Origin of the sequence: Serratia sp. 22264 (genome assembly GCF_052045345.1) — a bacterium.
GTDB lineage: Bacteria > Pseudomonadota > Gammaproteobacteria > Enterobacterales > Enterobacteriaceae > Serratia > Serratia plymuthica.
The window spans coordinates 2,113,797-2,134,557 of the sequence record NZ_JBQEOY010000001.1 but is presented as its reverse complement, the minus strand read 5'-3'; the positions used below and the strand labels follow the sequence as shown (position 1 = coordinate 2,134,557).

The window sequence follows — 20,761 nt, the reverse complement described above, 5'->3', positions numbered from 1 at the left end:
AGAAAGTGCGAGAGGGAATGGACGGGAATTACTGCGCGCCGGAGCCGATCTCTTTATCCCAGCGGCTGAGCAGCTCTTTGCGTTTTTCCGTGGCGCCGTAGGTTTTAAAGTCGTAGTCGATCAGTTTGATGTTCTCGAAGCGCGGCGCATATTCCGAGATCGCCGCTTCGCGGTTTGACGGCAATTGGAAGGATTTGGCGTCTTTCATGTGCGATTGTGCTTCGGCACCGAGCGCCCAGTCGTACCACAGCTTGGCATTGGCAAGGTTGCGCGCGCCTTTGACAATCGACATGGAGCCAATTTCAAACCCGGTCCCCTCGCAGGGCGCGATGGCCCTCACCGGGAAACCATCGACCTGCATCGCCACCGCATCGTGCATAAAGACGATGCCTACCGTCGTTTCGCCGCGGGCCGCCGCTTTAACCGGTGCGGAACCCGATTTGGTGTACTGCGAAATATTGGCGTTGAGTTTTTTCAGGTAATCGAAAGCCTTGTCTTCGCCCATGATCTGCACCAGCGTGGCGAGGGTGTTGTAGGCGGTGCCGGAGGAGTTCGGGTTGGCCATCTGGATCTCGCCCTTGTAGGCCGGATCCAGCAGATCGGCCCAGCAGGCCGGGACTTTGAGTTTTTTCTCTGCCAGCAGCTTGGTGTTGTAGCCCCAGCCCAGCGCACCGGCGTAAACGCCCACGGTGCGGTAGTCGGCACTCTCCGCCTGCTTGCGCGCCCAGTCGTGTTGTTGGTCAAGCAGCGGCGATTTATAGGGCTGGGTTAAGCCTTCGTTGGCGGCCTGCATATGGGGATCGCCGGTGCCTGCCCACCAAATATCGGTGCGCGGGTTACGCGCTTCGGTTCGGATGCGTGCATAGGCTTCTCCGGCGGACAGGCGCACCATGCTGACGTTGACATCCGGGTGCTGTTTCTCGAAGAGCGTGGTCATTTGCTCGCAGACCACGACATCGGCGGAGCAGATCATATTCAGTTTTCCGGCGGCGTGAGCCGGCAGGGCCGAGAGCGCGGAGCCGGCGGCGATGACCGCCATCAGGGTGACTCGATGCATGGTGTTCTCCTGGTTTGTGTAGGGTGGCGATACGTTGTCGCCATTTTTTTGCACGTGTGTGCAAATAACTAGAGGATAAAAATTGTGCTGTCAATTGCGATATAGAACAATTCAACCTATTCGTCACAAAAATGAAACAAAATTTCTGCAATAAATTTGCACAGCTTTGCAAAGTGCGGCAAACTTTATCGGAACGCGTAACGGATGGATGTAACCATGGCGGTAGACAAGGCAATGATCAGTGCCAAAGACGTAGCGGAGCTGGCCGGCGTGTCCCGATCGGCGGTGTCGCGCACCTATACGCCCGGCGCCAGCGTCTCGGCGGCAACCCGCGAAAGGGTGATGTGGGCGGCGGAGCAACTGGGCTACCACGTTAATCATTTGGCGCGGGGATTGGTGCGCAATCGCAGCGGCATTGTCTGCCTGATCGTGTCCGAACTGGCGACCCCTTACCGGGCCAGCCTGGTGCGATTGCTGACCCAGCATTTGCAGGCGGCGGGAAAGATCGCCATGTTGATTAACACCGATCGTTCCGACGACAGCGTGTCCCAGGCGTTGCAGCAGGCGATTAACTTCCGCGCCGATGCGTCTTTTGTCCTCTCCGGCATGCCGGACAGCGCCATCGCCCGCCTGTGCCACCGGCACGGCCAGCGGCTGGTGCTGATTAACCGCAATGATGCGCTACCGGGTTCGCTCAGCATCAACCTGGATAACGAAGAAGCGGCCGGCGCGGTGATGATGGCGTTTGTCCGCGCCGGTTGCCGGCGGATCGCCTTTGCCAACTCGCTGGCGGGCACGCCAAGCCTGATGGCCCGCGAACGCGGTTTTCTCCAGGCGGCGGAAGCGGCGGGGCTGGCGGTGAGCGTCGAGCGCTTTGGCACCACGTCGTACGAGAGCGGGCAAATTCTGGCGCACCGGCTGTTAACCCGTCGGGAGCGGCCTGATGCGGTGTTCTGCGTCACCGATCTGCTGGCCTGCGGTTTTATGGATGAGGCGCGCCATCGCTTTGCGTTGCGCATTCCGGAAGATCTTTGCGTGGCCGGGTTCGATGATATCCCGCAGGCGGGCTGGTCATCCTACAACCTCACCACCTTTACCCAACCGGTGGAGCAGTTCGCTCGGGAGGCGGTGGCATGGTTGGTGGCGGAAGAGGAGAACGAAGAGAACATGGCACCGGCGTTGGGGCAGGAAATGCCGGGCGAAACGCGGATGTACCATGCCGACTTCATTTGGCGCAGCACCATTCGCGGCGGCTGAGAGCGGGGCGGTTCAGCCTGCTCTCCGCGCACGTTTCTTTTTCGGCAAATAATGCGGCCGCGCCGTGTGGCCGATCACAAATTGCGCCCGGACGCGGTGAAAAGTTCTCCCCGGTATTTAGTCTGAGATAACCAACCGTTGATAACCGGTGCGCTGATACCTGCCGGCCATGCCCCTGCACCGGGCGCTCAACCCAGTGTATGATGAGGGCCCGCATCAGCAACGGTTATTCCCACCGTGCCGCCACAGGAGAACGACTCGTGAATCAGAGCCAGCGCGAACACATTGCTACGGTAATGGCCAGCCTCAGCAACAAGGCGCATTTGCTGGCCCCGCGTTTCCATGAACAGACTATTCGCGACTCCTGGCAGCGCTGCGTGGAACATCATGGCCTTGATCCCCGCCGCATGCAGGAAGCGCGCATCTTGCCGTGGCATGAGCTGCGGGAACACCGCCAGGAAATGGAAGAGTTTCGTCACATTGCCCACCACGGCCTGACGGTGTTGTATCAGCAGATTGCCGCCGCCGGCTACGTGGTGCTGTTGACCGATGCGCGCGGTATCACCGTGGATTACCTGGGGGACGCCAATGCGGAAATCAGCCTGCGTCGTGCCGGGCTGTTCCTCGGGGCGCAGTGGACGGAAGCCTGCGCAGGCACCTGCGCCGTGGGCACCGCGCTGGCCACCGGCAAGGCGCTAACGGTGCATCAGGCCGATCATTTCGACGCCACCCATATCCCGCTGACCTGCACCGCCGTTCCCCTGTTCGATCCGCAGGGGCAGTTAAACGCCATTCTTGATATTTCCGCGCTCAGCTCACCGCAACCAAAATCCAGCCAGCAGTTGGCGCTACAGCTCGCTAAAATTTATGCGCATCAGATTGAAAATGCCTGGTTTGAGCACCGGCATCGCGGCGATTGGGTGCTGAAACTCAGCCCGGCATCGTCGTTTGTTGAGGTCAGCCCGGATTTCCTGATCGCCTTTGATGCCGCCGGCAAAGTGGTGGGGCATAACCACCGCGCCCAGCGCATGCTGGAAAACGAGCTGGGCATCGCCGCGCCGCCGGTACACTGCCGCAGCACGCTGCTCGGCCGGCCGATTGAACAACTGTTTAATACGTCCATCGACAGTCTTCCCGATTGGCTGGCCAGCGCCAGCGGGCAGCAGGGTACGCTCGAACGCGCCCGCAGCGGGGAGAAACTCTACGTTACCGCCGTGCAGCCCGTTCGGCGTGCGCCACGTAAGGCCGCAGCCAGCCAGGGCGCGTTACCTCCGGCGCTGGCCGCGCTGAACGGCGGCGACGCGGCGTTGCAGCTCCAGCTCCAGCGTGCCGCCCGGCTGCTGGAGGCGCCGCTGCACCTGATGGTTCACGGTGAAACCGGCTGCGGGAAAGAGTTTTTTGCCAAAGCCTTTCACCAGGCAAGCAACCGCCGCCATCGGGCGTTTGTGGCGGTGAACTGCGCCGCGATCCCGGCGGCGCTGATTGAGAGCGAACTGTTCGGCCATCTGCCCGGCAGTTTCTCCGGCGCAGGCAGTAAAGGGCGGCGCGGGCTGATCCAGGAAGCCGACGGCGGCACGTTGTTCCTTGATGAGATAGGCGATATGCCGCTGGAGATGCAAACCCGGTTGCTGCGGGTGTTGGCGGAGCAGGAGGTGTTGCCGGTGGGGGCCTCGCGTCCGGTATCGGTGGATATCCGCGTGATCTCCGCGTCGCACCACGCGTTGGATCAACTGGTGCAGGAAGGGCGTTTTCGTGCCGATCTGTTCTACCGTTTGCAGGGGGCGCGTATCTCGCTGCCTGCGTTACGCCAGCGCAGCGACCTCGACTGGCTGGTGGATAAACTGCTGGCCGGTAAGGCGCAGCTCTCCGCCGCCGCGCGTCGCCGCCTGCATCAGCACCGTTGGCCGGGCAACCTGCGTGAACTGAGCAATGCGCTGGATTACGCCGCCGCACTCTGCGATGGGGGCCGCATCGAGGCCACCGATCTGCCGGAAGGGTTGACGGCGGCGATCCCCGCCAGCCCGCTGCCGATGGTTAACGCCGAAGCCGATGCGGCACTGCCGCCAGAGGCACAGTTGTTGATCCAATATCTGCGTGCCGCCCGCTGGAACCACAGCGCCGTCGCACGGCAAATGGGCATCAGCCGAATGACGCTCTATCGCCGCATGCAGCGCTTCGGCATTCAGTCGCCGGTGCATGACTAACCCCGCCTTATATGAGTGGTGGACAAGGGGAGATGATGAAGGATGTTTCTCAGGCTGCCGCCGTTAACGGCGGCCGGTTTTCACTGCAGCCATCGCGGCTGATGTTTTTTCCGGACCCTACGCAGGCCGAAGCCGGCCTGTTTGCCCGCGCTGCCGCCGGAGAGGCGGTGGCACAGCTGTGGCACTCGCCGCTGTCGCTGGTGGTTCCGGGCAGCTATAAGCGTTTTGCCGCGCTGGAATCGGCGCGCCAACAGTTTGCCGCAGACGGGTGTCCGGTGTTTTTGCGTAAGTCCGGCGGCGGGCTGGTGCCGCAGGGGCCCGGCATCGTGAACGTCAGCCTGGCATACCCGATAGCGCGCACTCTGGGTGAAGCGGCAGAAGAGGTGTATGAGCATTTGTGCGCCATTCTTCGCAGTGCGCTGGCCGCCCGGGGCGTAGTGGCCCACTGGCAGGCGGTGGAAGGATCCTTCTGCGACGGGCGCTTCAATCTTGCCTGCGGCGACGGGGCGGCGGCGCGTAAAATCGCCGGTACCGCCCAATATTGGCGGCCGGTGGCGAGTCAACCTGCCGACGAGGCGCGGCGGCACGTGGTGCTGGCCCATGCGGCGCTGTTGGTGGATTGTGATTTGGCGGCGGCACACCGTTATGCCAATCAGTTTGAGGCGGCATTGGGCAGTGGGCGGTATTATCAAGCGGAGAAAACCGTTAGCGTGGCGCAAATGGCGCCGGACGTTACCCACGATCTCCGCGACGAGATAGTCGATGCGCTAGGGGCGGCGATCCTGCGTTCCCCGGCACCGTTGTAACCTTGCGGGGCGCTCGGAATTGCGTCTTGAGCTTAGATGGCGGACCGAGGGGCCGCCATCTCGTCATACCTGCGATACCTTTTACTGCGGTGGACGCACCAGGATTTTAACCTGTTGTTTTTCTTTCACCAGCGCTTCAAAACCCTGCTCCACCAAATCAGCCAGTTCGATACGCTTGGTCACCAGCTTGTCGGCCTGGAAGTAGCCCTGGGTCATCAGATCCATCACCGCCGGGAAAATATGGCGATAAGCGATAATCCCTTTGACTGAACGTTCGCTGAGCACCACTTTGTTCGGATGGAATGCCGCTTCCCCTTCCCAGATGGAGACGATAATCGTCTCGCCTTCGTAGCGAGTGCTGTCGATGCACTGTTTTAGCACCACCGGCACGCCGGTCACTTCAAACGCCACGTCAACGCCACCCGCGCTCAGCTCGCGTATTGTGGCGACGGCATCGTCTTTGCTGGGGTCGATCACCACTTTCGCCCCCAGTTCGCGCGCTTTTTCTGCCCGCTGAGGTGACAGCTCGACCACATAAATTTCTGCCGCACCGGCCGCGCGCAATGCTTCAATCACCAGCAGGCCGATGGGGCCGGCACCGAAGACGGCCGCTTTATCCCCGGCTTTCAATTTGCTCATCCGCACCGCATGAAGGGCTACCGCCGCAGGCTCTACCAACGCACCTTGCTCATAGCTGAGCGCATCGGGCATGCGGTGTACCATATGCTCGTCTACCATGGTAAAGGAGGAGAAGCCGCCGCCACCGCCGGACAGACCGTGGAAACCCAGATCGGCGCACAGGTTATATTTGCCTTCGCGGCAGGCTTCGCACTGCCGACAAGCCAGGATCGGCTCTACGACCACGCGGTCGCCGGCTTTGAATTTCGTCACGCCGCGACCCACGTCCACCACTTCACCGGAAAACTCATGGCCCATGACGATAGGCGCGATGTCATGGCTTAGCTTGTGAGGTTTGCCTACCGGGGCAAAAATCGGTCCGGCGAGGTATTCGTGCAGGTCGCTGCCGCAAATTCCGGTCCAGGCTACCTTGATTTTCACCTTACCGGCGGAAACCTGAGGTTCTTCAATATCATCAATACGGATGTCGCGCGCCTGATACCAACGAGCTGCTTTCATCATCTTCCCCTTGAAATTAACCGTAAACCTGCCTCGGCGGCCGATACGTCGGTGGCCGGGACAGAGACTCAACGCAGGAGATAGCGAAAAACGTGCCAATGTGACGATTCAGGGAAAAGTGTTGTTATTTCAGCGAGTTGTCTTGTTTCTGTTAACGGCGTTACCCGTTACAGGCGTATGATGAGACACCTGTAACAGATACGGGTGTAACAGGGCGCTTATACCTGGTGAAGCCTCTTATCCCCGTCGGTGCCGGTGTTCATGTGTTTGTGATGTTTGTGATGCGAGCCGGGAACCGCTCCAGCACCGTTGCCGCCATCTCCTCCGTTACCGCCATTGCCGCCATTGCCGCCGTTGCCGCCGTTGCCGCCATTGCCGCCGTTGCCGCCGTTGCCGCCCATACCACCCATGCCGCCACCCATGCCGTTGCCGGGGGCTCCGTCGCCTCCTTTCCCACCATCCTGACAGCCCGAGCCAGGGACGCCGTTTTTACCGTTCTGACCGTTAGGGGAGTTGTCTTGCCCGTTTTGGCCGTTTTGGCTTTCGCAGGCGGAGAGCTGAATGGCGACCGAGGTTCTGGCCTCACTTGATTGCGGTATGGAAAGGAAAACACCGGAAGAAAAGGGGATAAGAAATAATAAATTTCGTAGTTTCAACATAGAAATTTCATCCTTGTCATTGATAGCCACCTCAATGGGCGGGGCCAACGGGCACCCAGGTAATATTCTGCTTCGGTCATTAATGGTCGTCAATAAATGCAGGGGCAATGGAAAGCCGGTCAGCCCGCCGGGCTCTGCCCGGCAAATTGTCGCTCTGCGGAAGGATCGACGACGCTATTCCCTTATGTTACGTGCAGATATATTTTTTCCAAGCTCAGGTATACTCCCAAAAAACGGGCTGTCCGTCGTACATAACGCTGGCGGCAGGGGCCTACATCGGGCAACAGAGGTGCGAACGCCTATGGTGAATGCTACACCCTCCATCAAGCTTAGAAGCTTTCTCCAGATGGCCCCTTATCTGGCCATGCGTGGAGTGTCTGCGTTGGAGTTCTTTCAGCGCCTTGGTATTTCCCCCAATATTTTCCAAAACCCTGATATATGGATACCGCGAGCAGCCTGTTTTCGTATCGCCAATGAAATGGCATCCGTCGCGGGTGATCCATTCGGCGGCGCCTATGTGGGACATCTGACCGAAATACGTGCGCTCGGGGCCTGGGGCGACATGATATTGGGGTCAACGAACATTGCTCAGGCCTGCGCAATGGCGGCGACCCATGCGGCCTTACTGCATCAGGGAGGTGAAGTAAAAATCATCACCGAAGGCCGTACAACAAAAATGATCCACCAATTCACAGGGCAATATGAAGCTGATCCGAGGCAATTTATTCTTGGCAGCCTCGCGGTGCTTAGAAAGGTGCCTCTCATGTCCGGTGAGCCCGCCTCTATTCGCGTACATGTTAAAACCTCAAGAGAAAGGGGGGACGACGCGCTGGAAGAATGTTTAGGCCCGAATCTCGTCATGAACGCTGAGTACAACATGATCGAGTTCGATCGTGATTTGCTCGAGATCCCCCTGAAACATATTCGGGATGACGCCTGGAAAACCACCGAGGCCCTGAAATCGACCATTGACACGGCATCGGTGCTTCACCAGCGGATATCGGATCTGGAGCAGGCCAAACTTGAAATGATTTCAAAAAGCGTTGGGTTGTCCACACGCACTCTGCAGCGACGCCTTAAATATTGCGGTGTCGAATTTGAGGCTTTGCGTGACGAGACGCGCCGCGGCGAAGCACTCCAGCTGATTGCCAGTGGCAGATATACCGCGACCGAAATTGCCTATATGGTGGGTTATAGCGATCCAGCGCATTTTACCCGAGCGTTTAAACGTTGGACGGGGGAAACCCCGTCGCTTTATCGTTCTGCCCTTAAAAAAGGGTGACCATCAGCGTCACTGTCGCTCCATCAAACGATGAACTCTGGGGTTGGCGTCCTGGCGCACCTGGAGTCATCCTCCCTCCTTCAACGTGGTGCCACTTCTACCTGTCTGCGCGAAGAGACAAGTGGCATGAGATCCCGATATTTTGCTCGTATGTACGGCTCCCTGCTTGAGTTTTTTCCTAATTATCGCGAGACGCCAAACGGCCGTATCACCGCAATTCGGTTTCCCTGAGTGACGCCGCACAACCTTCCTCCTCTTCACAAAGCTTGTTAACAGGAGGAATAGCGCTGGGAGAACGTCATCTTTGGCGTGAAATGGCAAGTCTCAATAGGAAGTTTCTTATATTGTCTGAGGGGGCGATTTCAAGCTCAGCTCGCGGTGCTGCCAGCGATCCACGAGAAAGAAAAGTTTGAAACTGAGAACTTGCATCAATTTTCATATCATCGGGGGGTTTACATGTCATATCTATCCACGGCCGGCATCGTTGCGTTCACGTTGGCAACATTCGGGATCGCAAACGCTCAATCCGTTTCTGGTGAGACGGTATCGGTTGGTGTCGATAATTTTATCCGTGCCGAGTCCGATCTTTATATGGGCAATATGGTGGCGGACGGCGGATTGGGGCGCTTTGTGCATAGCCGCGAACCGATTTCCATTGACGCGCAGAGCGTCATCCGCATGAATCGGGACACGCTCTACTCGAGTGCGGTGTTCGATCTCGATGCCGGCCCGGTCACGATCACCTTGCCGGAGGCCGGTAAGCGATTCATGTCGATGCTGGTGGTCAACGAAGACCACTACGTTCCCGCCGTCTTTTATGGCGCCGGCCGCCATACGTTGACGAAGGAGGAGGTCGGCACTCGTTATGTTTTCGTCGCTATCCGTACGCTGGTCGATCCTGCCGATCGCCAAGACGTTGAGCAGGTGCATGCACTACAAGATGCCATCAAGGTTAGCCAGGCTCAGATAGGGGAGTTCGTGGTACCGAAATGGGATCCGGCGAGTCAGAAAAAGATGCGCGATGCCTTGCTGGTTCTCGGGGATACGCTCCCCAACTACAACCAGGCATTTGGCACCAAGAGCACGGTCGATCCTATTCAGCATTTGATCGCGACGGCGTCCGGATGGGGAGGCAATCCGAGCAAGGATGCGATTTATCTCGGCGGCGTGATGCCGAAGAATGACGGGAAAACCGTTTATCGGCTCAAGGTCGGGCATGTACCGGTGAAGAGTTTTTGGTCCGTGAGCGTTTATAACGCCAAGGGTTATTTCGAGAAAAACCCGTATGACGCCTATTCGCTAAATAACCTCACCGCCCAAAAAAGCGATGATGGTTCGATTGTGATCCAATTTGGTGGTTGCGACGGCAAAATTGCGAATTGTCTGCCGACCATGCCTGGTTGGAACTACACGGTCAGGCTTTATCAGCCTGAGGACGAAATCCTGAATGGTCAATGGCATTTCCCGGAGCCGCAGTGATCCGCCCGGTATTTTCCTGAACCTGTTTTTTTACTTTTTCTCCCTTAATTGTGCCGTTTGACACAATTAGGAATAAGAAAAATCTGTATTAAAAATATGTCAGGGAGAAACAGGGATGGACGACAGGGATAACGCCGTCTTTGGACATGACGTTCGCTAATGATGGGCGCGGGAAGTGAGAGCGTGTTTTCACTCTCTCTTTGTTTCAATCACCCCTTTTAGCCTGTCGAATTGCACTTTTCGGTAAGCGGTGCGAAGACATAATGCTTTTTCCAGCTGTGCAGGCGCTTTTAAGCAGCCCCTCGCGCACCGGGGTTTTTTGCGCCCTTTTCCGGGCAGGAGGGTTATCCGCAGGCATAGTGTTGGCTATGCCATGACTGAAAAAATAAAAAGTAATTAGCCAAAACCTATTTCCGGTCAAGGGAATGGATGACGGGAATATATCCCGGATAGAGGTTAAACATGCCGATGAATCAGAATAAAAACGAAAAGAAAATAGAGAAAGGAACAAGGATATGACAAGCAAGAAAAACGGGATTTATAAATCGTTCGGGCTTCCTGCCTTTGCGCTGATGGCGGCGCTGCCGTTGTCCGTACAGGCCGCTTCCGATGGGGACCAGAGTATAACGCTGGGCGGCGGGGTGGCGGTGAGCCCGTTGTATGAAGGCTCCTCGCGTTATGAAGCCTTTCCTTCTCTGGTGGCGAAGGCGGTGATGCCGACGCAGAACTGGGGAACCTTCACGGCAGGTTTTCCTGACGGTTTGCGCTGGGACTTGCCGGGGGCTTCTTCCGTGGGGTTGGCGCTGCTGGCCGGATATGACATGGGCCGCAAGGAAAAAATTCGTACCCTGGGAGGCAGCAATAATCATCTGAAGGGGATGGGCGATCTGGACGGCAGCGCGATGCTCGGTGCGGAAGCCTATTGGCGTCTGCCGGCCGGCCGGCTGTTCGTTCGTGGCTGGCAGGCTACCCGCAGCCGCGAATACGGCGGCGAGGATCTGGGGCACACCGCATACCTTGAAGCCGGTGCCGACTTCTCGCTGCCGCTGTCTTCCTCACTGACGCTGGATTCCGCGCTGTACGGGACCTGGAGCGACAGAGACGACATGATGGCGCGTTTCGGGGTGACGGGAGAGCAGGCCGATCGTAGCGGCTTCAGCGAATATCATGCCGGCGGCGGTATGCGGAATGTGACGTTAAAAACCGGCCTGACCGTCCAGTTACAGCCTCATATTGCCCTGCAGGGCGGGATGAAGCTGTACGCCTTGACGGCGGATGCGCGTCGCAGCCCGCTGACGGATAAGACGGTGGGGGCGGGCTTCTACCTGAATGCGGTGTACCAATTCTGAGTGCCTTGATAGCGCTGCCCTCTGCGGCAGCGACCGACTCTGGAGATCATCATAAATGAAAAAGTCATGCGTTCCTTTGTACCTGATAGCGCCGTTGGCCGGCCTGTTGTGTTCCGGCCTGGCGGCGGCGAGCGATACCGGGCCGACGGTAACGGATCCGCATTTTAAGCTGGCGCCGGGTTACCTTGAACCGGCCAGCCTGCCGGTGCGCTTAGCCCTGCTCGGAGGGCCGCCAAAACCGGATTCTGCGGCATTCGCCCGCGATGAAGAGGCACGGCGGGCGGCATTGGCGTTACGTGGGTCTGCCCGTGAAAAACTGGCCGCAACGGACGCCGAGTTGACCTTTCCTGCGCCGGCAAAATCGTTCTCGTGCGCGCTGGGCACCGATATCAACGAGAAAAAGACGCCGCACCTTTACGCCATGATGCAGCACGTATTGACGGATGCGGGGGGCTCAACCTACGCAGGAAAGAACGCGTATAACCGTACTCGCCCGTTTGTGCAGCATGACGAGGGAACCTGTCGCAAAGACATGGAGCCAGTGCTGCGTACCGACGGTTCCTGGCCGTCCGGCCACTCGGCGGCTGGCTGGGCCTGGGGCTTGGTGTTGGCCGAAGTGCAGCCGGCACGGGCGACCGAGCTGCTGGCTCGAGGTCTGGCGTTTGGTCAGAGCCGGGTCGTCTGCAATGCGCATTGGCAAAGCGACGTGGATGCAGGGCGCATCATGGGGGCCGCCACGGTAGCCGTGCTGCATGACAACCCGGCTTTCCTGGCTGATTTGGCCGCCGCCAAGCGCGAAGTGCAAGACGCCACCAAAGCGAACCTGAAACCCACCGAGGACTGCGCGGCTGAACGTGTTGCTCTCTCCCTGAGTATGCACTGAGAAGAGCATGGCCATGATGAATTGTGACAATCTGCAAAACAGACTCGCCTGGCGGACTCTGCCTGCGGCGCTTTTCGCGTCCGGCGTTTTGAGTCTCCCGGCAGAGGCGGCTCAAGTGGTGTCACCGGCCTATCAGCCGGCGGAGGAGTGGCAGTTCACTCTTTCTCCTTATCTCTGGGCGGCAGGCATTCGCGGAGATGTCGGCCATCGGTCAACGGGCACGCAATTTATGAAAACGGATTTTTCCGCCATTGCCCGTGATCTCGATGTGGCGGTGATGGGGATGGGGGAGGCCCGTAAAGGACCTTACAGCCTGCTGATGGACCTGATGTTCATCGACACCACGACGCGGAACGGTTTGCCGGATGGGGCACCAGCATCACGCCTGAAAGTGGATAGCCGGACGGTGTCCGGGTTCCTCGGTGGCGGATATACCTTGCTGGAGGAGGGCGGCGCTCGCCTTGATGCCACCGGTGGCGTTCGGGTGTGGTACAGCAGCACCAGCTTGCATTTTCAGGGAGGGATCATCGATGGGGCGTCGGGCAGCGACCGCGCCACCTGGGTGGATGGCGTTGCGGGGCTGCGCGGCCAGTATGCTCTGACGCCAACCGTCAGGCTTTCGGCCTGGGGATTGGCCGGTGGCGGGCAATCCCGGTTGGACTGGGATGCGGCGGCGCTGCTGAGTTGGGAGTTTACCCCCGGTTTCTCTGCCGTGGCGGGATACCGGGCCATGGGGGTCGATTATCGGCATAACGGCTTTGTGTATGACGTGGTGCAGCAGGGGCCGATATTGGGGATGAACGGCAGATTCTGAGGCCGCGAATCCTCCCCACAGCATCAGGCGCTGGTCGGCGTGATGCGGTTGTTTCGTCCGGCAATGCAGGCTCCTGGGGGGGACGCCTGCATTGCCGGCTTGTGAATGGCGGCGAGCATCCGCCAGCGGGGTCGCCGATTCATCCCAACACATCGTCTTCGGTTTGCTCATGCTCATAGTCAGGTAGCGATCTCCGCGTAAGTCAGCCCACGAATCTGCGCCATCACAAACGCCGTGCGGACTTTCTCCAGCCATGCCCGCAGCGTGGCATCCACCCGAAATGACGTTTTCAGCCAGACGCATTCGATTTCTTTCCGGCACCGCCACAGGCGTGTAAATTAAGAGAGGGGTAGACCAATAAATCTACATGAGAATGATTTTTATTTCAGTTTGTACCAGGGGGCTACTATGCCATTCGTGAAAAATGAGAACGGACTTTTTACCAAAAACGAATCGCGAAAAACCCTGTATATGCCGCTGGTATTATCCGGGGCGCTGTGTATTTTGGTGATGATCATTCACCTGGCGTACTTCCCGGCAAAAAAAATCGGGCATTCCTGGATACAAAATTCAGGCTGGTTATTTGATTTATTCCAGTTGTTAATACTTAATTTTATCTTATGGAGTTTTAACCGGCTAACGGTAAAAGCCAGCCAGCGCCGGTGGATTAACGTCGGCCTGCTTGTCTGGATCCTCTCCGCGGCGTGTGATTTTATGGACGAAATCATCCGCCAGCCCCAGTGGTTAGGCTATTACATCGAGGACCTCACCAGGCTCATAGGGATGCTCTGCGTCGCCGTTGGCGTGTATTTAATCGTGCACTATGTTAATGATAAATATGCCGATGCCAGCATCGACTCTTATCGCGACGAACTGACGAATTTACCCAATCGGCGTTATTTTCGACGCGTGCTGCTGGATTTGCAGAATGTGAATCATTATGTGTTTTTTATTGATATCGATTTGTTCAAGAAGATAAATGACAAATACGGGCACGATATTGGCGATGAAGTCCTCAGAGCTTTTGGGCAGATGCTGGGCGAGCTGTATGAAAATAATGTCATTGCCGCCAGAATCGGTGGCGAAGAGTTTGCCGTAATAGTGCAAACGTCGGTATTTGAAGAGGCACAGTCAACGGCAGAGAAAATATTAACCCGCGCCAGAGAATTGATGGTTAATGATGAGGTTCGCCTCACTGTCAGCATTGGTGCCGGAAATAAAAGAGAAAATGAAAGCCAGGAAAGCTTGCTCAAGCGTGTGGACATCGCGCTCTATCAGGCAAAGTCTTGGGGCAGGAACCGAATCGAATGGGCATCCTCCCCGGAACATGGGGTTGCTCAGGCCTGCCCCGAAAACGCGGTCAGTTAAAACGGGCATGTTTGCAGAAAGGTTACCGCCGCCATCCTATTGCGATTGTACCCGGGCATTCAATTCTCATGGACTTCCTGACCGAGAATACGGGAGCGGCAAACCTCCAGAATCTCATCGGCAAGGGCAGAGTCATCTGGACAGGCACGCGACAGCACCAGGGCGCCGACAAGATGCGCAATGGTGCTGATTCTTTCGGCGCGTGCTTCATCTCCCGATCCATTCTCATGCTCTAATGTGGCCAACTGACGTTCAATGCCGGCCGCAAAGCTTTCTTTGATTGACGCCGACTGGCGCGCGGCATCGACACCCAGTGCCGACATCACGCAGCCATTTCCCCTGGCATTACGGTGCTTGCGTGAGAGATATTGCTCTACAAAACCAGCCATATCCATACCCACGGTACTCTCTACAGAGTGCGAAAAACCGCAGCTCATCGCCTCCGACATCAAATCCGCCTTGGAACCGAAGTGCTTGTAAAACCCGCCATGCGTTAACCCTGCGGCTGACATGAGCTCAGCTATCCCCACGCCGTCATAGCCCCGTTCACGAAACAACACTGAGGCAGTTTCGACAATGCGCATGCGATTTTCGCGAACCTGCTCTTTTGAAACTTTCATCGTTTCCGGGCCCTCTCTTAAAAATGCATGCCGCAAGTATACATTGATGATGATCATAATCAAACCGTTTGACTTTTTAGATTATGGTCATCATCATTGTGCTCGTCGCTTCACACATCACTTAACAGGGGTACAAACATGGCGAACCAACCTTTATTTCAACCCTATAATCTTGGGCCAATTTCGCTCACCAACCATATTGTGATGGCGCCGTTAACGCGTAATCGCGCCGGAGCGGGTCTGGTACCCAGTGAACTGGCGGCGACCTATTACGCGCAGCGTGCCACTGCGGGGCTGTTGATTACCGAAGCCACGCAGATCTCGGCGCAAGCACAGGGCTACCAGGATACCCCGGGGATCTATACTCCAGCGCAGATTGACGGCTGGCGTAAAGTGACTGACGCAGTGCATGCAAAAGGCGGGCATATCTTTGTGCAGTTGTGGCATGTAGGACGCATATCCCACGTCGACTTGCAGCCTGGTGGCGCAGCGCCCGTTGCCCCTTCGGCCATCCGTGCCGAGACGAAAACCTTTGTGAACAACGGTTTTGCTGACGTCTCTGAGCCTCGTGCGCTAGAGCTGGACGAAATAAAGGACATTATCGAGGATTTCAGAAAGGCATCCGCCAACGCCATTGCCGCTGGATTTGATGGTGTTGAGATTCATGGCGCGAATGGCTATCTGCTGGAACAGTTCCTCAAAGATGGCGCCAATCAACGTACCGACGAATACGGTGGTTCTATCGAGAATCGCGCACGGCTGCTGTTAGAGGTCGTGGCTGCCGTTAAAGATGAGATCGGGGCTGAGCGCACTGGCGTCCGCATTTCACCGGTGTCTCCCGCTAATGCGATTTCGATCAGTGATCCACAGCCGCAATATGACTATCTCGTTGAACAACTCGACGCATTAGGCATCGTCTACCTCCATGTTGTGGAAGGCGCTACGGGGGGCCCCCGTGACGTATCGCCGTTCGATTATGGCTCTCTGCGCCGGCGCTTTAAAAATACCTATATTGGCAACAACGGCTATGACCTGGCGTTAGCCTCCAGCCAGCTTGCTGAAGGTAAAGCGGACCTGTTCGCTTTCGGACGTCCGTTCATCGCCAACCCCGATCTGGTCGAAAGACTGAAAACGCAAGCGCCGCTGGCCACGCTGGTTCCCGAAACGCTTTATGGCGGCGGCGCAGAAGGGTACACCGATTACCCGCCGCTTTCCGCGAGCGGCAAGTAGCTCTGCGGGTGGCTCGCTTCTCTATACATCGCACATTGCGGATTTTATTGACTCATTAATAAAGGCAATCAACCCATGACCAAATCTTCAGTCCTCATTACAGGCGCTTCTACGGGTATTGGCGCGGTTTACGCCGAGCGGTTCGCGCGCCGGGGCCACGACCTTGTGCTGGTCGCTCGCGACAAGACAAAACTTGATCTCCTGGCAGAACGTCTGCGACAAGAAAATGCTGTTTCTGTCGATGTTCTGCCGGCGGATCTCACGCAATCGAGTGATTTGGCTACCGTCGAAGCTCGTCTTCGCGACGACTTGCGGATAGGCGTTCTTATTAATAACGCGGGGATCGCGCAGTCGGGCAGCTTCGTTGAGCAGACGCCTGATTCGATTGAGCGACTCATTGCGCTTAACGTCACTGCCCTGACGCGCCTTGCCAGTGCGGTGACCCCCCGATTCGTACAAGCGGGTGAAGGATCGATCGTCAACATCAGCTCTATCGTTGGCCTGGCCCCTGAATTTGTAATGTCGGTTTATGGCGCAACCAAAGCCTTTGTCCTTTTCCTGTCTCAGGGAATGAGTTTGGAGCTGTCGCCCAAGGGCGTTTACGTCCAGGCGGTACTTCCTGCCGGAACTTACACGGAAATTTGGGAGCGCGCAGGTATCGACATCAGCAACTCGTCCAAAATGATGGAAGTGGGCGAACTGGTTGATGCGGCTCTGGTTGGCTTTGATCGCCGTGAACTCGTCACCATTCCACCTCTGCATAATGCGGCACGCTGGGACGCCCTGGATACCGCGCGGCAGGCTCTGCTTTCGGACATTAAACAAGCCGAAGCCGCAGAGCGATATAAAAACGTTTAATCGATGAGTGACACTCTGCAGGACACGGATAACGATCTTTCGAACCCTCCTGCAGAGCGTTAAAGCCAAATATATTCCGTATCGCTTGTCATCGCACCACTGATGATAAACCCCAAACCGCTTATGAAGGTCTTATTTCAGCATGACAAATAAACGTGTAGCGCTCGTGACGGGTGCCTCATCAGGTATTGGCGAGGCATCGGCCAACAAACTGTTGGCCGCAGGATTTAGGGTCTACGGCACAAGCCGCCGTGGTTCCCTGGCGGGTAAACATCCCTTTCCTTTGTTGGCGCTTGACGTAACGGACGACGCTTCTGTTCAGGCCGCCATTGATGAATTGCTGAGGTTGGAGGGGCGGATCGATATCCTGGTGAATAATGCCGGCTTTGGCGTTGCTCCGGCGGCAGCGGAAGAGAGCTCCATCAAACAGGCCAAGGACATTTTCGACACGAATTTTCTCGGGGTGGTCCGGTTAACCCGGGCGGTAGTGCCTCACATGCGCCGTCAGGGCAGCGGTCGTATCATCAACATCGGTTCGATACTGGGCATCGTTCCGTTGCCGTACGTGGCTCTTTATGCCGCCAGTAAGCATGCGATTGAAGGGTATTCGGGAGCGCTGGATCATGAACTGCGCACGCAGGGCATAAGAGTCTCCGTTATCGAACCTGCCTACACAAAAACGCAGTTTGAAGCCAATAATATAGAGCCGGATGCCAAGCTGGAAGAGTATGAAATTATTCGGGCCAAGCTGACGAAAGTGGTCAGCAAGGCGATGGCTGAAGCGGAAAGCCCGGAGGTGGTGGCGGATGTGGTCGTTAAAGCGGCTCAGACTTTGCAGCCAAAGTTGCGTTACACGGCGGGAAAATTGGCAGGCAGATTGAATTTTTTGCTCAGATTTGCGCCGGCAAAACTCCTGGATAAGGTGGTACGCAACAATCTTCAGCTTGATACCAAAGAATAAAAACAATGAAATTTTCTCGATTGGCGATTCTGACGTCTACTTTGTTTTTTAACGGGCAGATCCTGTTTGCCGTATCTATCAAGGGTCTCCTGGGCGTGGCTTTTTTACGGGCCAATAGGGCGGCTAAATGAACGTTTTATCGACAAACACGATAGGGTAAACAACAAATGAACAATAAGACGATGAAAGCCTTCACTTTCAAACGCTATGGCAAGTCGCCTGACTTAGGTTTCGATGACGTGGATTTTCCTACACTCAACGCTAATGAAATCCTTGTAAAGGTTTACGCTGTGGGTCTGAACCCTATCGACAATATGATCCCAACGGGAATATTTAAGCCGGTTCTCAATTTTCAGTTACCTGCCACCCTTGGCAGCGACCTGTCCGGCGTAGTCACCGCGGTGGGAAGTCGCGTGACAGGTTTCAAGCCCGGCGATGCCATCTTTGCCAGCATTTTCGATATGGGCAGGGGATCGCTTGCCGAATTTGCCGTGGTGCCTGAGAACGCTGCTGCGATGAAACCCGCGAACCTGGATTTCGTGCAGGCGGCGTCTCTGCCGATGGTGAGCCTCACGTCCTGGCAAGCGCTGAAAGAGCGTGCCGGGCTTCGGCCTGGCCAGAAGGTTTTCATCCCCGCAGGATCGGGGGGGATTGGCTCGTTTGCGATTCAACTGGCGAAGTACCTTGGCGCAACGGTAGGAACGACCACGAGTACGGGCAACGTCGAGTGGGTCAGTCGCCTTGGCGCCGACGAAGTGGTTGACTATAAAAAGCAGGAATTCGACAACGTGCTGAGTGGCTACGATATCGTACTCGGCACTATCAGAGGCGATGCGATTGAGAAATCCACCAAAATTCTTAAGCCCGGGGGAACGATCGTTTCTCTCATCGGGCCGTTAGATGCCGCATTTGCACGGGTTCGACGGTTAAACTTCTTTCTGACTTTTGTCTTTGGGTTGATGAGCCGCAAGATTATGCGTCTTTCGAAAAAGAGAGGTATCACCTATTCATTTCTGTTTGTCCGCCCTGAGGGCGAGCAACTCAGCCAAATCGGCAAACTGCTGGAAACTGAACAAATCACACCCGTGATCGACAAGGTTTTCTCCTTTGTAGACACAAAGGATGCGCTTGCCTACCTTGACCAAGGGCATGCGAAGGGAAAAGTTGTCGTCAAGATGCAGGAGTAATCCTTTTCAGTTAGCAACCAGGGTGCCGGTCTGTGGTGGGACATAAGCGTTAAGAACTTGGCAATGCCCTGGGCGATGTTCTTGCGTGCGGTACCTCATGCACCCAGACTGAGCGATTGGCGCCACAACAGCAAAAAGCCCGCTTAAGTTTCCTTAAGCGGGCTTTTCTAATATGGCTCCTCTGACTGGACTCGAACCAGTGACATACGGATTAACAGTCCGCCGTTCTACCGACTGAACTACAGAGGAATCGTGTGAACGGGGCGCATCATATCCAGCCACCCAGAGTGTGTCAACGCTAAATTCGCCGATTCGGCGCGACTGCTCAGTATGCGAGCAATGCGCGGTCGCTTATGGCGTTTCTGCGCCGCTTTCGGCTTGCCAACGCTGCAAGCGCGCCAAGGTATCTTGTTTATAGAAACGGCAAAAATGCTGATACAACAGCGGAAAACGCTGGGCCAGCAGTTCGGGGGCGCTGAAAAAGTACTCCGACAGCACGGCAAAGCACTCGGCCGGATCGGTGGCGGCGTAGGCGTCCATGCTGGCGGCCTCTTCGCCGACCATGTCGATCTCGTCTTGCAGGTTTTCCATCGCGGCGTGCAGATCATGCTCCCAGGCGGCAATATCGCGCAGCGGGATCGACGGTATCCCGGTGGCGCTGCCGCCATTGCGCATATCCAGCTTGTGTACCGCCTCGTGGATCACCAGGTTAAAGCCGGAGAGATCGAAAGAGTCCTGCACGTCCTGCCAGTTGAGCACGATCGGCCCTTGTTCCCAGCTCTGGCCGGACTGCACCACCGGCCCGGAGTGGACCAGGCCGATGTCGTCCTGCCATTCATCCTCCACCACGAACGGCGAAGGGTAGAGCAGGATCTCATTGAAGCCGTCCAGGTATTCCGCCCCCAGTTCCAGCACCGGTAGGGCGAACAGCAGGGCGATGCGCGCCTGCATTTGCGACGTCAGCTCAAGCCCCTGCAGCGGCACGATGCGTTTTTGCTGCAAAATCTGCCCGGCAACGACGATCAGGCGTTGTTGTTCCTGCTCGTCCAGCGGAGAGAGCAGGGGGATCGCCAGCGCGTCCTGCCACTGAGCAAGCGTTTCCGCCTGCGGTTGATGCGTTTTCCACGGCCATTTAATCATCGCGTTGCTCGTAAAGTAGTCACTTGAACATTCGGCTGGAGGCTAACTCTGTAAAAATGCCGCAAAAAGGGGCATGATGACAAGCACTATCAGGAGAGATGCCGGAGCGGCTGAACGGACCAGTCTCGAAAACTGGAGTAGGGGCAACTCTACCGGGGGTTCAAATCCCCCTCTCTCCGCCATTATTCAATCATTTACGTTAAATTCTTTCAACGATCCCCGTCACAGATAACCTATCCTCGCCCCCTAGCCTGCAGGGAAAACCTTCATCCCTATCAAGAGCAAGCCTTGGGTTCGTACAGGATTCATTCCCCTGCTTAATGTGTTTGTGCCTCCCTGGCTTGTCTGGGGTACTTTGGGTTTGAGCCATGTTGGTTCCGCCGGGATATAGCGAGAACTATCGATATCTCCGGGGTTAGACCGTTTCGGTCGTTTGGTATCGGTCGCCGACAATATGCACTGAGAAATAA

At 56.6% G+C, this 20,761-nt stretch carries 18 protein-coding genes and 2 tRNA genes; 14 read left to right on the top strand and 6 right to left on the bottom strand.

Going from position 1 to position 20,761, the window contains the following annotated elements; translation table 11 throughout:
• Positions 1-28: 28 nt before the first annotated feature.
• Complete coding sequence (locus ACTJJ1_RS09975) at positions 29-1,057, bottom strand: ABC transporter substrate-binding protein (RefSeq protein WP_440833403.1); 1,029 nt, start codon at positions 1,055-1,057, stop codon at positions 29-31.
• Positions 1,058-1,273: 216 nt separating this feature from the next.
• Between ACTJJ1_RS09975 and ACTJJ1_RS09970 the strand changes: the two genes are divergently transcribed.
• The 3 genes from ACTJJ1_RS09970 to ACTJJ1_RS09960 all read left to right on the top strand — a co-directional run bounded on the left by ACTJJ1_RS09970 (position 1,274) and on the right by ACTJJ1_RS09960 (position 5,324).
• Positions 1,274-2,314, top strand: a complete 1,041-nt coding sequence (locus tag ACTJJ1_RS09970; protein WP_041417019.1) for a LacI family DNA-binding transcriptional regulator — start codon at positions 1,274-1,276, stop codon at positions 2,312-2,314.
• 260 nt (positions 2,315-2,574) lie between these two features.
• On the top strand, positions 2,575-4,518 hold the full coding sequence (locus ACTJJ1_RS09965; protein WP_064798985.1) for a sigma-54-dependent Fis family transcriptional regulator: 1,944 nt from the start codon (positions 2,575-2,577) through the stop codon (positions 4,516-4,518).
• 32 nt (positions 4,519-4,550) lie between these two features.
• A complete protein-coding gene (locus tag ACTJJ1_RS09960; protein ID WP_041417017.1) occupies positions 4,551-5,324 on the top strand; it encodes a lipoyl protein ligase domain-containing protein in 774 nt (257 codons plus the stop codon).
• An 81-nt stretch (positions 5,325-5,405) separates the two neighbouring features.
• On the opposite strand, the gene ACTJJ1_RS09955 is transcribed toward ACTJJ1_RS09960, so the two are convergent.
• Both ACTJJ1_RS09955 and ACTJJ1_RS09950 read right to left on the bottom strand, forming a co-directional pair.
• Entirely contained in the window at positions 5,406-6,461 is a 1,056-nt protein-coding gene (locus tag ACTJJ1_RS09955; RefSeq protein ID WP_004946469.1) for a 2,3-butanediol dehydrogenase, read from the bottom strand.
• 218 nt (positions 6,462-6,679) lie between these two features.
• Positions 6,680-7,120 (bottom strand): hypothetical protein, encoded by a 441-nt coding sequence (locus tag ACTJJ1_RS09950; protein ID WP_440833400.1) that lies wholly within the window; start codon positions 7,118-7,120, stop codon positions 6,680-6,682.
• Between the two features lie 301 nt (positions 7,121-7,421).
• On the opposite strand from ACTJJ1_RS09950, the gene ACTJJ1_RS09945 reads away from it, so the two are divergent.
• From ACTJJ1_RS09945 to ACTJJ1_RS09920, 6 genes are all read left to right on the top strand, one after another.
• The gene (locus ACTJJ1_RS09945) at positions 7,422-8,402 is read left to right on the top strand and encodes a helix-turn-helix domain-containing protein (protein ID WP_440833399.1); all 981 of its coding nucleotides are present in this window, start codon (positions 7,422-7,424) and stop codon (positions 8,400-8,402) included.
• A gap of 456 nt (positions 8,403-8,858) precedes the next feature.
• A complete protein-coding gene (locus tag ACTJJ1_RS09940; RefSeq protein WP_062790211.1) occupies positions 8,859-9,881 on the top strand; it encodes a DUF1254 domain-containing protein in 1,023 nt (340 codons plus the stop codon).
• A 515-nt stretch (positions 9,882-10,396) separates the two neighbouring features.
• A complete protein-coding gene (locus ACTJJ1_RS09935) occupies positions 10,397-11,230 on the top strand; it encodes a MipA/OmpV family protein (protein WP_440833397.1) in 834 nt (277 codons plus the stop codon).
• 55 nt (positions 11,231-11,285) lie between these two features.
• The gene (locus tag ACTJJ1_RS09930) at positions 11,286-12,113 is read left to right on the top strand and encodes an acid phosphatase (RefSeq protein WP_004946461.1); all 828 of its coding nucleotides are present in this window, start codon (positions 11,286-11,288) and stop codon (positions 12,111-12,113) included.
• 13 nt (positions 12,114-12,126) lie between these two features.
• Entirely contained in the window at positions 12,127-12,927 is an 801-nt protein-coding gene (locus tag ACTJJ1_RS09925) for a hypothetical protein (protein ID WP_440833395.1), read from the top strand.
• Positions 12,928-13,335: 408 nt separating this feature from the next.
• Positions 13,336-14,295 (top strand): GGDEF domain-containing protein, encoded by a 960-nt coding sequence (locus ACTJJ1_RS09920; protein WP_004946452.1) that lies wholly within the window; start codon positions 13,336-13,338, stop codon positions 14,293-14,295.
• Between the two features lie 59 nt (positions 14,296-14,354).
• Here ACTJJ1_RS09920 and ACTJJ1_RS09915 read toward each other — a convergent pair whose 3' ends face one another.
• The gene (locus ACTJJ1_RS09915) at positions 14,355-14,915 is read right to left on the bottom strand and encodes a TetR/AcrR family transcriptional regulator (protein WP_004946446.1); all 561 of its coding nucleotides are present in this window, start codon (positions 14,913-14,915) and stop codon (positions 14,355-14,357) included.
• Positions 14,916-15,053: 138 nt separating this feature from the next.
• On the opposite strand from ACTJJ1_RS09915, the gene ACTJJ1_RS09910 reads away from it, so the two are divergent.
• The 4 genes from ACTJJ1_RS09910 (at position 15,054) to ACTJJ1_RS09895 (ending at position 19,151) form a co-directional block, all read left to right on the top strand.
• Positions 15,054-16,145: an alkene reductase gene (locus tag ACTJJ1_RS09910; protein ID WP_004946443.1), complete on the top strand. Its 1,092-nt coding sequence runs from the start codon at positions 15,054-15,056 to the stop codon at positions 16,143-16,145.
• Between the two features lie 75 nt (positions 16,146-16,220).
• Positions 16,221-17,003 (top strand): SDR family NAD(P)-dependent oxidoreductase, encoded by a 783-nt coding sequence (locus ACTJJ1_RS09905; RefSeq protein WP_004946442.1) that lies wholly within the window; start codon positions 16,221-16,223, stop codon positions 17,001-17,003.
• Between the two features lie 142 nt (positions 17,004-17,145).
• On the top strand, positions 17,146-17,964 hold the full coding sequence (locus ACTJJ1_RS09900; protein WP_122289487.1) for an oxidoreductase: 819 nt from the start codon (positions 17,146-17,148) through the stop codon (positions 17,962-17,964).
• A 167-nt stretch (positions 17,965-18,131) separates the two neighbouring features.
• On the top strand, positions 18,132-19,151 hold the full coding sequence (locus tag ACTJJ1_RS09895; protein WP_440833392.1) for an NADP-dependent oxidoreductase: 1,020 nt from the start codon (positions 18,132-18,134) through the stop codon (positions 19,149-19,151).
• A 173-nt stretch (positions 19,152-19,324) separates the two neighbouring features.
• On the opposite strand, the gene ACTJJ1_RS09890 is transcribed toward ACTJJ1_RS09895, so the two are convergent.
• A tRNA-Asn gene (locus ACTJJ1_RS09890) sits at positions 19,325-19,400 on the bottom strand.
• A 102-nt stretch (positions 19,401-19,502) separates the two neighbouring features.
• Positions 19,503-20,291, bottom strand: coding sequence for a DgsA anti-repressor MtfA (gene mtfA / locus ACTJJ1_RS09885; protein ID WP_440833390.1), 789 nt, complete (start codon positions 20,289-20,291; stop codon positions 19,503-19,505).
• 92 nt (positions 20,292-20,383) lie between these two features.
• On the opposite strand from mtfA, the gene ACTJJ1_RS09880 reads away from it, so the two are divergent.
• A tRNA-Ser gene (locus tag ACTJJ1_RS09880) sits at positions 20,384-20,473 on the top strand.
• The last annotated feature ends 288 nt before the right edge of the window (positions 20,474-20,761 follow it).